Here is a 15,833-nt window from a genome sequence, read left to right on the forward strand (position 1 = left end):
AGAGGAAAATGCAAGAGTTACTATTTATACATTATAAATTAGTATTTTATGGCGTGAGAAGGCGAGGCGGCGGATTGTCAAGTTCGATTAATCCCTTAGTTTGGGGATGGCGGAGCGCGCCTTAGATATTCCTTACTTTGGTGGCGGGCGATTCTGTCTTCTTCACAGACTTGAGGGGGCGGCGGCGTTGCGCTTTGGCGGCGGCCGGCCGGGTCGTCGACCGTCCTCGGGGCTTGGGTGGCCTCAGGCTCCCCGCCGGTTCTTGTCGCCATGGCGAGATGGTCTAGTTGATCTGGATCCTGGACGTCACGCGGGGGCGGACGAGCCTTGCTGAAGCTAGCTCCTTGAAACAATCGGCTTGAGATGGTTCGCGTGGATTCTTCGATCTCCAAACCCAGGCCCGCGCCGACCATGGCGGACGTGGCCAAGGTCGCCGGCGTTTCGGCGATGACGGTGTCCCGCGCCCTGCGCGAAGACGCGTCGGTGTCGAAAGCGACGCGGGCGCGGGTGCTTGAGGTGATCGACGACCTCGGCTACGTGCCGGATCAGGCCGCCGGCGCCTTGTCCTCCGGGCGCTCCAAGCTCGTAGGCATGATCGCGCCGTCCTTCACCAGCGCGATGTATGGGGCCGTGGCCCGCGGGCTGGACGCCACCCTCACGAAGGCGGGGCTGCAGCTTTTCCTTGGCTTCGCCGACTTTCAGGAGGAGCGCGAGGAGCAGGCGCTTGAGGCGCTGCTGCGCCGCAGGCCCGAGGCGGTGGTGCTCAGCGGCGGACGTCACACGCCCAAAGCGATGCGGATGTTGGCCAACGCTTCTGTGCCGGTGGTCGAATTCTTCTGCGCGCCGGTGTCGCCGGCGCATCATGTGGTCGCGGTCGACCTGCGCGCGGCCGGACGCCTCGCCGTGGAGCGCCTCGCCGCCGGGGGGCGTCGCTCGCTCGTGGTGATCGGGGAAAGCGACGGCCTCGACATCGCGGCGCAGGAGCGGGCGATCGGCGCTCGGGAGGCGGCGGCCGAGAAGGGTTTTCGCGAGCCGACCGCGCTGTACGGAGCCGGCGCGGTCGCGCCGATCGATTTCGGCGCGCACATCGTGGGCGAGATGCTGGCGCGGCGGCCGGACGTCGACGGGGTGGTCTGCGGCAATGACGGCGTGGCGATCGGGGTGATCGCGGGTCTGCGCCGGCATGGCCGCCGGGTTCCCGACGATGTGGCGGTGATCGGTTTCGGCGATCATGAAGTCGGCCGTCACCTGGATCCGGCTCTGACCACCATTGGCTTCAACGCGCCTTCGCTCGGCGTCGAGGTCGGCAAGGTGCTGCTGTCGGCTTTCGAGGCCGTCCGCGCGGGCGACGAGATCAAGCCTTACAGGCTGTCGATCGGCGTGGAGCTTGTGGGGCGCGACAGCGCCTGACGGCGTGGCGCCGGCGCCACGCCGCCGGGGACATGGCGATCGGGACGGTTGCCGTATGCGGCGCCGCACCTTAAACAGGCGCGGGGACGTCCGACTTTTCAGGCGCATGCGCGACCGCGCGCATGCCGTTTTCGCGCAGGTGACCCCATGCCCCGCATCGCTGCGCCCGTTCGCCGGGCCGTCGCCTCGAAGGCTTTCTTGGTCGTCGGGGTTCTCGCCGTCGCGGCGTCGCTTCAGGCGGCTCCGGCGCGCGCCCAGGGCGCGCCCGGTCCGCTGCCGGTCTCCGTCGCGCACCCGATCAAGCGCGCCGTGACCGACACCGCCGAGTTCACCGGCCGGTTCGAGGCCTCCGAACTGGTGGAAGTGCGCGCCCAGGTCAGCGGCCAGCTGATGCAGGTGGCGTTCAAGGACGGCTCGCTCGTCAAGAAGGGCGACCTGCTGTTCAAGATCGACCCGCGCCCTTACGAGGCGGCGCTGACCCAGGCGGAATCGGCCGTGATCACGGCGAAGACCCGCGTCGACCTCACCAAGTCGGACGTGGACCGCGCCAAGGACCTGCTGCGCACCGGCAACATCACCGACCAGCTCGCCCAGCAGCGCAACCAGGCCTATGGCGAGGCGCAGGCGAGCCTGAAGTCCGCCGAGGCGCAGGTCCAGACCGCCAGACTCAATCTGGAATGGACCGACGTGCGCGCGCCGATCGACGGCCGCATCGGCCGCAAGCTGGTGACCGAGGGCAACCTCATCGCCGCCGGCGCGGGCTCGTCGGCCCTCACGACCATCGTCAACGTCCAGCCGATCTACTTTTACTTCGACATCGACGAGCAGAGCTACCTCCGCTACCTGCGCAACGTCCGCGACGGCAAGATCCAGGAGGACAACGGCGGCGCCCAGGTCGAGATCGCGCTGCCGGACACGTCCGAGTTCAACATCAAGGGCCGGATCGACTTCGCGGACAACCAGCTCGACCAGCAGACCGGCACGCTGCGCCTGCGCGCGTCGGTGCCGAACGAGAACGGATTCCTCACCTCGGGCGTGTTCGGGCGCATCCGCATTCAGGCGAGCCCGGAATACGAGGCGGTGCTGCTGCCGGAGGAGGCGATCCTTTCCGACCAGACCCGCAAGGTGGTCATGACGGTGGGCCCCGAGGACAAGGTGGTTCCGAAGGTGGTGGAGCTCGGCCAGCTGCACGGGCCGTTGCGCGTCATCCGCAGCGGCGTGACGGTGGAGGATCGGGTCATCGTCAACGGCCTGATGCGCGCCCGGCCGGGCGCGGCGGTGAAACCCGAGCCCGTCGACTTCACGAAGCCCAAGGACCAGCAGCCGGGCGCCGCCGCCCAGCAGCCCAAGTAAGAGGCCGCTGGCATGGGCATCGGGCACTTTTTCGTCGACCGGCCGATCTTCGCGTCGGTCGTCTCGATCCTTCTCATGATCGTGGGCGGCGTCGCGCTGCTCAACCTGCCGATCGCGCAGTATCCGGAGATCGCGCCGCCGACCATTTCGGTGACGGCGCAGTATCCGGGCGCGAACGCCGAGACCATCGCCGAGACCGTGGCCGCGCCGCTGGAGCAGCAGATCAACGGCGTCGAGGGCATGATCTACATGAACTCGCTCGCCACCGGCGACGGCCGGCTGCAGCTCACCGTCACGTTCCAGCCGGGCACGGATCAGGACATCGCGCAGGTTCAGGTGCAGAACCGCGTGGCCCAGGCGGACCCGCGCCTGCCGGAAGCGGTGCGCCGCAACGGCGTGCAGGTGAACAAGCGGTCGTCGGACTTCCTGATGGTCGTGAACCTGATCTCGCCCGACAAGTCGCTCGACACCGTTTACATGTCGAACTACGCGTCGGTGAACGTGGTCGACGCGCTCAAGCGCATCGAGGGCGTCGGCGACATCACGATCTTCGGCGAGCGCGAGCTCTCCCTGCGCGTCTGGCTCGACCCGAACCGGCTCGCAGCCTACGGCCTCGCCTCCGGCGACGTCGTCACGGCCATCTCCCAGCAGAACGTGCAGGTGTCGGGCGGCTCGCTCGGCGCGCCGCCCGCGCCGGAAGGCACCGTCAACCAGATCACGGTGACGACGCAGGGGCGCTTCCAGGACCCTGAGCAGTTCAAGCAGATCATCGTCCGGGCCACCCCGGACGGGCGCCTGCTGCGGGTGGGCGACGTGGCGCGGGTCGAGCTCGCGGCCCGCAGCTACTCGTCCAACTCCTATCTCGGCGCCGACCCCACCGTGGGCATGGGCATCTTCCAGCGCCCCGGCACCAACGCCACCGACGCGGCGGCGCAGATTCAGGCGGCCATGGAGACGCTGAAGCGCGGCTTCCCGCAGGGGCTCGAATACCGCATCGAGTACAACCCGACCGTGTTCATCGAGGAGTCGATCACGGCGGTCGAGCACACCATCTACGAGGCGGTCGCGCTCGTGGTGCTGGTGGTGTTCGTCTTCCTGCAGTCCTGGCGCGCGGCCATCATCCCCGTGGCGGCGATCCCGGTCTCGCTCATCGCCACCTTCGCCGTCATGGCCGCCTTCGGTTTCTCGCTGAACATGCTGACGCTGTTCGGCCTGATCCTCGCCATCGGCATCGTGGTGGACGACGCCATCGTCGTGGTGGAGAACGTGGAGCGCAACATCGCGCTCGGCAAAGACCCGAAGGATGCGGCGCACGTCACGATGGACGAGGTCGGCACCGCCGTCATCGCCATCGCGCTGGTGCTGTGCGCCGTGTTCGTGCCCACCGCCTTCATCCCCGGCATCTCCGGCATCTTCTACCAGCAGTTCGCGCTGACCATCGCCGCCTCCACCGTGCTGTCGGCGCTGGTGTCGCTCACCCTGTCGCCGGCGCTCTGCGCCATCCTGCTCAGGCCCCACGCCCATGGCGGCGGCCGGCGCAACCTGGCCCAGAAGGCGGCGGACCTGTTCAACCGCAACTTCGACCGGGGCGCGCACGGCTACAGCCGCTCCGTGGGCTGGATGGTGCGGCACAAGTCGCTGTTCCTGCTGATCTACGCCGGCCTGATCGGCGGCGCGGTCTACATGTTCTCGGTGGTGCCGCGCGGCTTCATCCCGCAGGCGGACCAGGGCTACGCCATCCTGATCGCGCAGCTGCCCGAGGGCGCGAACCTGCAGCGCACCGACGAGGTGGCCCGCCGGGCGGCCGACATCGTGCGCAAGGTGCCGGGCGTGAAGAACGCGGTCACCATCGCGGGCTTCTCGGGCGCCACCTTCTCCGCCGCCGCCAACGCCGCCACCAGCTTCATCATCTTCGAGCCGTTCGAGGAGCGCACCAAGCACGGGGCGAGCCAGACGGCGCCGATGATCCTGGCGGAGGCGCAGAAGCGGCTGTTCGCCATCGAGGAAGCCTTCGTGCTCGCCATCCTGCCGCCGACGGTGCGCGGCATCGGCCAGGGCGGCGGCTTCAAGATGTACGTGCAGGACCGCTCCAACCTCGGATTCCCCGCGCTGGAAGGCTCCGTGACCGAGCTGATCGCCAAGGCCAACGCCTCGGGGCAGGTCACGCGCGTGTTCACCAGCTTCAACACGCGGGCGCCGCAGGTTTATCTCGACATCGACCGCGTCAAGGCGCAGCAGCTCAACGTGCCGGTGCAGAACATCTTCGACGCGCTGCAGACGCTGCTCGGCACGGCCTATGTGAACGACTTCACGGCGCTCGGCCGCACCTTCCAGGTCAACGCCCAAGCGGACGCGCAATTCCGCGTCAAGCTGTCGGACGTCTACCAGTTCAAGGTGCGGTCCACCAACGGCGCGCTGGTGCCGCTCGGCACGCTGATCACCGAGCGCAACCAGACCGGCCCCTACACGGTGGAGCGGCAGAACATCTACAACGCCATCGCCCTGCAGGGCGACGCCGCGCCCGGCGTCTCCACCGGACAGGCGATCGCGCTGATGGAGAAGCTCGCGGCCGAGACCCTGCCGCCCGGCGTGCAGTTCGAATGGGTGGATCTCGCCTATCAGGAGAAGCTCGCCGGCAACACCGCGACCCTCGTGTTCGCGCTGGCGATCCTGTTCGTGTTCCTGTTCCTCGCGGCGCAGTACGAGAGCTGGGCGCTGCCGCTCGCCATCATCCTGATCACGCCGCTGTCGCTGCTGGCGGCGCTGCTCGGCGTGTGGGCGAAGGGAACGGACAACAACATCCTGACCCAGATCGGCTTCATCGTGCTGATCGGCCTCGCGGCCAAGAACGCCATCCTGATCGTGGAGTTCGCCCGCCAGCGCGAGGACGACGGCGAGAGCATCATCCAGGCGGCGATCGACGCCTGTAAGGACCGCCTGCGGCCGATCATCATGACCTCGCTCGCCTTCTCGCTCGGCGTGGTGCCGCTGGCCTTCGCCACCGGCGCGGCCTCCGAGCTGCGGCAGGCGATCGGCGTGGCGGTGCTCTCCGGCATGGTGGGCGTCACCATCCTCGGCCTGTTCCTGACCCCGGTGTTCTACGTGACGATCCGCACGCTGGTGGACCGCATGCGCGGGGGCAAGACGCCCAAGGACGGCGGCGACGGGCATGGCGAGACGCCGGCGCCGGGCGCGCCGCCCGCGGCCCATCCGGCCTAAGGCGCGCTTCCGCGCCGCATGAAAACGCCGTCCCTCGGGGCGGCGTTTTTTTTAGAGAGAGAGCGGCCCGCGCCGCCCCGTCCGGGCTGAGGTTCACGGACCGTCGACGGCGCGCCCGCATCCTCGCCCGGCCGGGCGCTTGCTCCAAAAGGCTTGACCCGGACCCCGATATCCCGGATGCGTTGCGGCATGGACGGTCTGTCGAAGGCGAAGTCATCGTGCGTCTGGCGCTTGTGCGCCCGGCTTGCGGTCGCCTTTTGCCTGATCGTCTTCGGCCTCGGCGACGCCGTGGAGCGCGGTCTCGCCGAACATGCCAGCCTCGACGCGGCGCTGCTTTACGCGGTCGCCGCCGCGCCGTCCGCCGCAGCCGATCATGCCGGCGTCCATGTGGACGACGCCTCGGGCGAGGGCGCTCATATGGGCGGCGCGGCCGTCGGCCATGGCTGCCACGGCTGCGCGGCGCTGCCCGAGCGCGCGCAGAACGCCGTGACCGCCCCCGCGGTTCTGGGCGCGGCCCTCGCCTGGGCCTCCGTGCCCTCGACCTCGGGCCGCGCGCCGCTGGTCGACCTTCCCCCGCCCCGAGCCTGATCCGACGACGTCCGTGTCGGCGCGCGCCTGACGGCGCGCTCGCCTCCTCTCGTCCGTTCATCAGGTCCCATCATGTCTTTCCGAATCCGCGCGTTCGCGCTCGGGGCGGCGCTCGCGCTGCTTCCCGCGCTGACGACGCACGCCGCGCCCAAGGCTCCGCCGCACTCGGCGCGGACCCTCACGCTGTCCCAGGCGCTGTCGCGCGCCGTCGCCGCCAATCCCGGGCTCGCCGCGGCGGACCGTGAGATCGCGGCGGCGGGCGGCCGGCGTCTGCAGGCCGGCGTCTTTCCCAATCCGGAACTGTCGTTCGAGCTCGACAGCGCCTTCGGCTCCAAGGCCCGCCGCGGGCTGAAGGCGGCGGAAACCACGCTGCAGATCAGCCAGCTGTTCGAACTCGGCGGCAAGCGCGACGCCCGGCTCGCGGTCGCCGCCGCCGAGATCGACGCCGCGCGCTGGGATCGGGCCGCCACGCGCCTGCAGGTGCTCGCGGAGACCACGGAGGCGTTCGCGAAGGCGCTCGGGGCGCAGTCCCGCGTCGCGGAGCTCGAGGACCAGGTCGCGGACCTCGACCGGCTGACGCCGCTGCTGCAGAAGCGGGTGGAGGCCGGCGCCTCGTCGGGCGCGGAGATCGCCCGCGGCCGGGTGGCGACCGAGACCGCGCGCGTCGAGCTTGCGAAGGCCCGCGCCGCGTTCCAGGCCGCGCGGCGGGAGCTGTCCGTGCTGATCGGCGACCGGACGCCGTCCTTCGCGGCCGTCGGCGGCGACCTGAAGCGCATCGGCGCGCCGCCGTCCTTCGACGGGCTGATGGCCCGCGCCCGCCGGACGCCGCAGCTCACGCGCTTCACGGCTGTCCGGGCCCAGCGCCGGGCGCTGCTGGCCCAGGCCCAGGCCAAGGCGGTTCCGGACATCACGGTGGGCGCCGGCTGGCGCCACTACCGGGAGGACCGCTCCAACGCCGCCATGGCCTCGCTCAGCGTGCCGCTGCCGCTGTTCGACCGCAACGACGGCGGGGTGATCGAGGCCGGCGAGACGCTGGCCAAGACCGAGGCCGAGCGCGCCGCGGCCGAGCGCGCGCTGACCGTGATGGTCGGCGCCGCCTACGAAGGTCTCCGCGGCGCCTATGACGAGGCGCGGCTGACCCGCGCCAACGTCATTCCGATCGCGCGGGAGGCTTACGCGGAGGTGCGCTCCGGCTACGCCGAAGGCCGCTACAGCCTGCTCGAACTGCTGGAGGCCCGGGCCGCGCTCTCGGACGCCTCCCTCAAGGAGATCGACGCCCTCGTCTCCTTCCACGCATCGCTCGCCAGTCTCGAAGGCCTGACGGGAACCGCCCTCGTTCTGTCCAGGAGAGACCAGTGATCCTGCGTTCGACCGCTTTCGCCGCCGCCGCCGTCCTCGCCCTGCTCGCCGTCGGCCCCGTGGCCGCCGCGCCGCGCTGCGACGACCGCGCCGGCGTCGCCCGCCACACCGACCGGGACGGCCACGACCACGCCATGGGCCCGGAGCACGCCGGCCACGGCCATGGCGAAGTGACCCGCAACCACAAGGGCTACGCCCTGAAGCCGCGCTGCGACGCCGCGCCCGCGGCTCTGAAGCCCGTCCGCGCTCCCTCCGACCGGAGCGATCGCCCGTGAGCCGCTCCGGTCTTCGCGACGCCGCCGTCCTGCTCCTGGGCGGCCTCGTCGGCGCCGGCGGCCTCTACGCCGCGCAGGAAGGCCCATCCGCGCTGCCGACCCGGGCGCTGGCGCTCTACGCCGGGCTGACGGGCGGGGACGGCCACGCCCATGCGGAGGCGCCCAAGGCCGCCGCCGCGGCCGATGACCACACGGACGGCGACGGCCACGATCACGATAAGCCCAGGGCCGCGGCTCCGAAGGAGGACGGCCATGGCGAGAGCGGCCACGACCACGGCGCCGAGGAGGACGACGGCCTCGACGAGGAGGACGACGACGGCCACGGCCATGACGCGCCGAAGGCGGGCCGCGCAGGGGACGACGGCCATGGCCATGGCGACGGCGGGGAGGACGGCCACGGCCACAGCGCCGAGCTGCCGGAGGGCGTGGTCGAGCTGAGCGACGCCAAGGTGAAGGCGGCGGGCGTCTCCCTCGCCGCCGCGGGGCCCGCCGCCCTGCGCGAGGAGCTGCAGCTCAACGGCGTGGTGCAGGCGAACCAGGAGGCCACGGTGCAGGTGACGCCCCGCTTCCCCGGCGTCGTGCGCACGCTCAGCCGACGCCTCGGCGACGAGGTGAGGAAGGGCGACCTGCTCGCCGTGGTGGAGAGCAACCAGAGCCTCACCGCCTACGATCTCAAGGCGCCGATCTCGGGCGTGGTCACCGAGCGGCAGGCCTCGCTCGGCGAATACGTCTCCGAGCAGAAGCCCGCCTTCGTGGTGACCGACCTGTCGACGCTGTGGGTGGACTTCTCCGTCTACCGCCGGGACCTAGGCAAGGTCGCGGTCGGCGGCACGGTGCGGATCGACCCGGAGGACGGCGGCGAACCGATCGAGGCGAAGATCTCCTATCTCTCGCCCATGGGCGCGGTGGACACCCAGAGCGCGGTGGCCCGCGCCGTCATCCCCAACGACGGCCGCTTCCGCCCGGGCCTGTTCGCCACCGGCGCGGTGGCGACCGCCGAGCAGCAGGCGCCGCTCGCGGTGTCGCTCGACGCCATCCAGTCGCTGGAGGGGCGCGAGGTGGTGTTCGTGCGCGAAGGCGACCGCTTCGAGGCCCGCGACGTGCGGCTCGGCCGCCGCGACGCCCGCGTCGTCGAGGTGCTGTCCGGCCTCAAGACCGGCGAGACCTACGCCGCCCGCAACAGCTTCGTGGTCAAGGCCGAGCTCGCCAAGGGGAGCGCGAGCCATGAGCATTGAGACGGGCGGCCACACCCCCAACGGCCTGATCGAGCGCATCCTCGCCGTCGCCATCGCCCAGCGCTGGCTGGTGGTGTTCGCCTGCCTCGGCGTCGCAGCGCTCGGCGCGTGGAACTTCCTGCGCCTGCCCATCGACGCGGTGCCGGACATCACGAACGTCCAGGTCCAGATCAACTCCACCGCGCCCGGCTTCTCGCCGCTGGAGGTGGAGCAGCGCATCACCTTCCCGCTGGAGACCAGCATGGGCGGGCTGCCGGGCCTGGACTACACCCGCTCGCTGTCCCGCTACGGCCTGTCCCAGGTCACGGTGGTGTTCAAGGACGGGACCGACATCTACTTCGCCCGCCAGCTGGTGAACGAGCGGCTGGGGCTCGCCAAGGACCAGCTTCCCGCCGGAACCGAGACCGCCATGGGGCCGATCTCCACCGGCCTCGGCGAGATCTACAACTACGTGGTCGACGCCAGGCCGGGCGCGAGGAAGCCGGACGGGACCGCCTACACGCCCGCCGACCTGCGCACCATCCAGGACTGGATCATCACGCCGCAGCTCCGCACCGTGCCGGGCGTGGTGGAGGTCAACACCATCGGCGGCTACGAGCGCCAGCTGCACGTGCTGCCCAACCCCGCCCGGCTGATGGCCTACGGCGTCACCTTCCGCGACGTGATGACGGCGCTGGCCGCCAACAACGCCAATGTGGGCGCCGGCTACATCGAGCGGAACGGCGAGCAGTATCTCGTCCGCACCCCCGGTCAGGCGCTGACCGCCGAGGACGTGGGCGCCATCGTCATCGCCTCCCACGGGGGCACGCCGGTGCGGGTGTCGGACGTGGCCGAGGTGCGGGACGGGCGAGAGCTCCGCAACGGCGCGGCCACGCTGAACGGCCACGAGGTGGTGCTCGGCACCGCCATGCTGCTGATCGGCGAGAACAGCCGCACGGTGGCCGAGCGGGTCGCGGCGAGGCTCGGCGAGGTGCAGGCGTCGCTGCCCGAGGGCGTCGAGGCGCGGGCCGTCTACGACCGCTCCACGCTGGTCGAGGCCACCATCGCCACGGTGGAGAAGAACCTCGTCGAGGGCGCGCTGTTCGTCATCGCGGTGCTGTTCCTGCTGCTCGGCAACATCCGGGCGGCCATCGTCACCGCCCTCGTCATCCCGCTCGCGATGCTGTTCACCATCACCGGCATGGTCGAGAACAAGGTCTCGGCCAACCTGATGAGCCTCGGCGCGATCGACTTCGGCATCATCATCGACGGCGCCGTCATCATCGTGGAGAACTGCCTGCGCCTGCTCGCCCACGAGCAGGAGCGCCGCGGACGGTTGCTGACCATGGAGGAGCGGTTCCAGACCATCCTCGCCGGAGCCAGCGAGGTCATCCGGCCGAGCCTGTTCGGAACCATGATCATCGCGGTGGTCTACCTGCCGGTGCTGACGCTTACGGGCGTCGAGGGCAAGATGTTCACGCCCATGGCGGTGACGGTGCTGATGGCTCTGCTCGGCGCCTCGCTGTTCTCCATGACCTTCGTGCCGGCCGCGATCGCGATCTTCGTGACGGGGCGCGTGAAGGAGAAGGAGAACGGGTTCATGCGGGCGGCGCGCGTGACCTACCAGCCGCTGCTGTCGCTGACGATCCGGCTGCGCTGGATCGTGGCGCCGGCCGCGGCGGCGCTCGTGGTGGTCGCGGGCGTCGCGGCGTCGCGGATGGGCGGGGAGTTCATCCCGAGCCTCGACGAGGGCGACGCGGCGGTGCAGGCGCTGCGCGTGCCGGGCACGAGCCTGACCCAGTCGCTGGAGATGCAGACCGCGCTGGAGAAGCGGCTGATGCAGCTTCCCGAGGTGAAGGAGGTGTTCGCCCGCACCGGCGTCGCCGAGGTGGCCACCGACGCCATGCCGCCCTCGATCTCGGACGGCTATCTGATGCTCAAGCCACGCTCCGAATGGCCCGACCCGAGCAAGACCAAGGCCGAGCTGATGGAGGACGTGGAGAAGGCGGCCGAGGAGATTCCCGGCTCCAACTACGAGCTGTCCCAGCCGATCCAGCTCCGCTTCAACGAGCTGATCTCGGGCGTGCGCTCGGACGTGGGCGTGAAGATCTTCGGCGACGATCTCGACACGCTGCTGAAGGTGGCCGGCGACGTGCAGACCGCGCTGCAGAAGGTCCCCGGCGCCGCGGACGTGAAGACCGAGCAGGTCACGGGCCTGCCGATCCTCACCGTCAGGCTCGACCGGGCGGCGCTGTCCCGCTACGGCGTCAGCGTCGGCGACGTGCAGGAGATCGTGGAGATCGCGGTCGGCGGCAAGGAGGCCGGCCAGATCTTCGAGGGCGACCGCCGCTTCGACATCGTGGTGCGGCTGCCCGAGCGGCTGCGCACCGACATCGAGGCGCTGAAGGACCTGCCCGTGCCGCTGCCGGCGCCGGACGGAAACGAGCCGGCGGTCGGCGCGGCGTCGGGAGCGGGGCAGTCCCGCACCCGCTACGTGCCGCTGGGGTCGCTGGCGGCGCTCGAGGTGGCGCCGGGGCCGAACCAGATCAGCCGCGAGAACGGCAAGCGCCGCATCGTGGTGTCGGCCAACGTCCGCGACCGGGACCTGGGCTCGTTCGTGGGCGACGCCCAGCGGGCGATCGCCGGGCAGGTGAAGCTGCCCGCCGGCTACTGGATCGGGTGGGGCGGGCAGTTCGAGCAGCTCGTCTCCGCCACCCGGCGGCTGACCATCGTGACGCCGATCGCGCTGGCGCTGATCTTCGTGCTGCTGTTCATGAGCCTCGGTTCGTTCAAGGACGCCGCGCTGGTGTTCTCCGGCGTGCCGCTGGCGCTGACCGGCGGCGTGGCGGCGCTGCTGATCCGCGACATCCCGCTGTCGATCTCGGCGGGCATCGGCTTCATCGCGCTGTCGGGCGTGGCGGTGCTGAACGGCCTCGTCATCATCGCCTTCATCCAGAAGCTGCGCGCCCAGGGGAGGGATCTGGTCGAGGCGGTGAAGGAGGGGGCGCTGACCCGGCTCCGGCCGGTGCTGATGACGGCGATGGTGGCCTCGCTCGGCTTCGTGCCGATGGCGATCGCCACCGGGCCGGGCGCCGAGGTGCAGCGCCCGCTCGCGACCGTTGTGATCGGCGGGATCGTGTCGTCCACGATCCTGACGCTGCTGGTGCTGCCCGCGCTCTACGTGCTGTTCACGCGGAGGCGGACGCCCGATCCGCTGCCGGCTCCGGGCGCGCTGCCGGCGGCGGCGGAATGAGCCCGGCCCGGCGCGGGGTCGCGCTCGCGCTGCTTGCGGGAGCCATCGCCGCGCCGGGGGCCGTCTCCCCGGCGCGGGCGCTGAACGAGGACGTCATGCGCAACATCCTGTCGCCGGTGCTGCTCGCCGAGAATCTGGCCGCGGTCTGCGGGCGGTTCGACGCCGGCTTCGCCCGCGCGGCCGGCGGCCGGGACGGCGACGCCGGCCGGGTCCTCGCCCATATGAAGGACGAGATCCTCGCCACCATGACCCGGGACGAGGCCGCGCCGATCGTGACGAGCGCCGCCGGCGCCGCCCGCGCCATCGGCCTCGGCCTGATCCGGGCGCTCGCCGGCGGAACGGTCGAGGCGCAGGAGACCCGGATGCGGAGACTCTGCGCCGAGACCGCGCGGCCCTTCGTCAAGGGCGTGGTCGACAATCACGACGAGCGGCACGAGTTCTTCGAGCAGATGCTGAAGGACGCGCGCCATGGCTGACGGGGCGGTGACGCTCTTGCCAAGCCGGCCGCGGCCCTTCTAAAGACCGGGGCGACGCAAAAGCGGAAAACGCGAGGACATCATGGCCGCCCACAACATCCTGCTCCTGCCCGGCGACGGCATCGGCCCGGAGGTCATGGGCGAGGTGAAGCGCATCCTCGGCTTCCTCAACGACAAGGGCGCGCTCGCGGTCGAGATCGACGAGGATCTGGTCGGCGGCTCGGCTTACGACGTCCATGGCAAGGCCATCAGCGACGAGGCGGTGGCCAAGGCCCACAAGGCCGACGCGGTGCTGCTCGGCGCGGTCGGCGGTCCGAAGTGGGACGGCGTGGCGTATGAGCATCGCCCGGAAGCCGGCCTGCTGCGCCTGCGCAAGGACCTGGAGCTGTTCGCCAACCTCCGCCCGGCGATCTGCTACCCGGCGCTGGCCGACGCCTCCGCCCTGAAGCGGGAGCTGGTGGACGGGCTCGACCTGATGATCGTGCGCGAGCTCACCGGCGGCGTCTATTTCGGCGAGCCGAAGGAGATCACGGACCTGCCCAACGGCCAGAAGCGCGCCGTGGACACCCAGGTCTACGAGACCTACGAGATCGAGCGCATCGCCAAGGTGGCGTTCGAGCTGGCGCGGGTGCGCTCCGGCCGCGTCACCTCCGCCGAGAAGCGCAACGTCATGAAGTCCGGCCTGCTGTGGAACCAGGTGGTCACCGCCACCCACAAGCAGGGCTACGAGGACGTGAAGCTCGACCACATGCTGGCCGATGCGCTGGGCATGCAGCTTGTGCGCGCGCCGAAGCAGTTCGACGTCATCGTCACCGACAACCTGTTCGGCGACATCCTCTCCGACGTCGCCTCCATGCTCACCGGCTCGCTCGGCATGCTGCCCTCGGCCTCGCTCGGCGCCGAAGACCCGGCCACCGGCAAGCGTAAGGCGCTGTACGAGCCCGTGCACGGCTCCGCGCCGGACATCGCCGGCAAGGGCGTCGCCAACCCGCTCGCCATGATCGCGAGCCTCGCCATGGCGCTGAAGTACTCGCTGGGCAAGCCCGACCTCGCCGACACGCTCGACCGCGCCATCGCCGGCGTGCTGGAGAGCGGCGTGCGCACCGGCGACATCTATGTGGAGGGCGCGACCCGGGTCGGCACCTCCGAGATGGGCGCCGCGGTGCTGTCCAAGTTCGAGGCGCTGCTCGCGGCCTGATCCGCTTGACGCGACGTTCGGGCGGCCCATGTGCTCACGTCATGAGCCGCCCGAACGCCCTTCTGCCGCTGGCCTGCGCGCTTGCGGCGCTCGCGCCCTCCGCCGGGTTCGCCGGCGCGATGGACGCCTTCCGCGACCGCGCCCGGCCGGTGGTGGTGTTCGTCCCCGATGCGGACGCGCCCGCCGCCCGCGATCAGCTCGACCGGCTGAAGCGCGCCCGCGCGGCGCTGGACGACCGCGAGATGAGCGTGTTCGTGGTCAGCCCCCGCGCCGTCACCACGCTTTCGGGCGGCCGCGCGCCCTCGGCGCTGACGGCGGCGGAGCTGCGCAAGGACTATGGCGTCGCCGACGACGCCTTCGCCGTGGTGCTGATTGGCAAGGACGGCGGCGAGAAGTTCCGCTCCGCCGAGCCGGTGTCGCCCGACGCGCTGACCGAGCGCGTCGACCAGATGCCCATGCGGAAGAACGAGACGCGCTGATCCCTGCGGTGTGGTTCGCGTTCGTCATGCCCGAGCTTGCCTCGGGCCTTCACGACCTGAACCGCCAGCGCCTCACACGGCCCAAAGTCGTGGACGCCCGCGGATCGCGCGGACATGGCGGCGCGGGGAATCGCACGCTTCCGCCCATTTCAAACGGGCCCGCAGCTCAAGCCGCTCCGGCTCCCGCTCACCCTTCCGCGGGCGCGGCGTTGAGCGCCGCCCGGCGGCGGAGCAGCAGGGCGATCGCGCCGCCGACGAGCAGCACCGAGGCCGCGGCGAGCGTGCTCATGGTCCCGATCGCCGGCACCATGGGCGTGTAGCCCGCCACCATCTTGGCGTAGAGCCATTCGGGCACGGTGGAGTCCGCGCCGGTGGTGTAGAGCGACAGTGGAAAGTTGCCCCAGGACAGCAGGAAGGCGAACAGCGCGCCCGACCACACGCCGGGCCACAGGATCGGCAGCGTCACCTCGCGCAGGATGAACAGCCGCGAGGCGCCGAGATCGGCGGCCGCCTCCTCCAGCGCCGGATCGAAGCCGTAGACCCGGATCGCGATCACCAGCGTCACCACCGGCACGATCCAGACCAGATGGGCGAAGATGGCGGTGGTCCAGCTCGGCTGCACGCCGACGGCGTTGAACCACAGCAGCAGCGCGAGCCCCAGCACCGGCTGGGGGAAGAAGATCGGCAGCAGCACCAGCTTCTGGTAGAGCCTGCGGCCTTTCCAGTCGTAGCGGGCGAAGGCGAGCGCGCCGAAGAAGGCCACCACCACCGAGACCAGGGTCACCACGCCCGCGACCGCGAGCGAGGTCTCGACGATGGTCTTCACCTCGATCGAGGCCATGGCGCGGGTCCACCAGTCGGTGGACCAGGCGGCGACGGGGAAGCCGAAATAGCGGCTCTTCGACAGCCCCGCGAGCGCGCCGCAGGCGATGGGCAGATAGACCACGACCAGGACGAAAAGCGTCCAGGCCCAGACGAGGAAATTGGCGCGGCGGACGGACTGCTCCAT

12 protein-coding genes are annotated in these 15,833 nt (G+C 70.7%); 11 read left to right on the top strand and 1 reads right to left on the bottom strand.

What is annotated here, in order from left to right; all coding sequences use genetic code 11:
• Window positions 1–372: 372 nt before the first annotated feature.
• From PKE85_RS15205 to PKE85_RS15255, 11 genes are all read left to right on the top strand, one after another.
• The gene (locus PKE85_RS15205; RefSeq protein WP_271205611.1) at window positions 373–1,410 is read left to right on the top strand and encodes a LacI family DNA-binding transcriptional regulator; all 1,038 of its coding nucleotides are present in this window, start codon (window positions 373–375) and stop codon (window positions 1,408–1,410) included.
• A gap of 198 nt (window positions 1,411–1,608) precedes the next feature.
• Window positions 1,609–2,763 carry an efflux RND transporter periplasmic adaptor subunit gene (locus PKE85_RS15210; RefSeq protein ID WP_271205612.1) on the top strand — a complete coding sequence of 385 codons (1,155 nt, stop codon included), beginning with the start codon at window positions 1,609–1,611 and terminating at the stop codon, window positions 2,761–2,763.
• A 12-nt stretch (window positions 2,764–2,775) separates the two neighbouring features.
• Complete coding sequence (locus tag PKE85_RS15215; RefSeq protein ID WP_271205613.1) at window positions 2,776–5,982, top strand: efflux RND transporter permease subunit; 3,207 nt, start codon at window positions 2,776–2,778, stop codon at window positions 5,980–5,982.
• A gap of 189 nt (window positions 5,983–6,171) precedes the next feature.
• Window positions 6,172–6,570: a hypothetical protein gene (locus PKE85_RS15220; RefSeq protein WP_271205614.1), complete on the top strand. Its 399-nt coding sequence runs from the start codon at window positions 6,172–6,174 to the stop codon at window positions 6,568–6,570.
• A gap of 72 nt (window positions 6,571–6,642) precedes the next feature.
• Window positions 6,643–7,929: a TolC family protein gene (locus tag PKE85_RS15225; RefSeq protein WP_271205615.1), complete on the top strand. Its 1,287-nt coding sequence runs from the start codon at window positions 6,643–6,645 to the stop codon at window positions 7,927–7,929.
• A complete protein-coding gene (locus PKE85_RS15230; protein WP_271205616.1) occupies window positions 7,926–8,204 on the top strand; it encodes a hypothetical protein in 279 nt (92 codons plus the stop codon). The genes PKE85_RS15225 and PKE85_RS15230 overlap by 4 nt, the downstream gene beginning before the upstream one ends.
• Window positions 8,201–9,439 (top strand): divalent metal ion exporter adaptor subunit IhpB, encoded by a 1,239-nt coding sequence (gene ihpB / locus PKE85_RS15235; protein ID WP_271205617.1) that lies wholly within the window; start codon window positions 8,201–8,203, stop codon window positions 9,437–9,439. Before PKE85_RS15230 ends, ihpB begins: the two co-directional genes overlap by 4 nt.
• Before the next feature lie 25 nt (window positions 9,440–9,464).
• Window positions 9,465–12,671, top strand: coding sequence for an efflux RND transporter permease subunit (locus PKE85_RS15240; RefSeq protein ID WP_271206077.1), 3,207 nt, complete (start codon window positions 9,465–9,467; stop codon window positions 12,669–12,671).
• Window positions 12,668–13,147 (top strand): hypothetical protein, encoded by a 480-nt coding sequence (locus PKE85_RS15245; protein WP_271205618.1) that lies wholly within the window; start codon window positions 12,668–12,670, stop codon window positions 13,145–13,147. Before PKE85_RS15240 ends, PKE85_RS15245 begins: the two co-directional genes overlap by 4 nt.
• 82 nt (window positions 13,148–13,229) lie before the next feature.
• Window positions 13,230–14,345, top strand: a complete 1,116-nt coding sequence (gene leuB / locus PKE85_RS15250) for a 3-isopropylmalate dehydrogenase (protein ID WP_271205619.1) — start codon at window positions 13,230–13,232, stop codon at window positions 14,343–14,345.
• Window positions 14,346–14,386: 41 nt separating this feature from the next.
• Window positions 14,387–14,824: a DUF4174 domain-containing protein gene (locus PKE85_RS15255; RefSeq protein ID WP_271205620.1), complete on the top strand. Its 438-nt coding sequence runs from the start codon at window positions 14,387–14,389 to the stop codon at window positions 14,822–14,824.
• Between the two features lie 187 nt (window positions 14,825–15,011).
• Here the strand turns inward: PKE85_RS15255 and PKE85_RS15260 are convergent, their stop codons facing one another.
• The gene (locus PKE85_RS15260; protein ID WP_271205621.1) at window positions 15,012–15,833 is read right to left on the bottom strand and encodes an ABC transporter permease; all 822 of its coding nucleotides are present in this window, start codon (window positions 15,831–15,833) and stop codon (window positions 15,012–15,014) included.

It is taken from the genome of Methylopila jiangsuensis (assembly GCF_027922305.1).
Lineage (GTDB): Bacteria > Pseudomonadota > Alphaproteobacteria > Rhizobiales > Methylopilaceae > Methylopila > Methylopila jiangsuensis.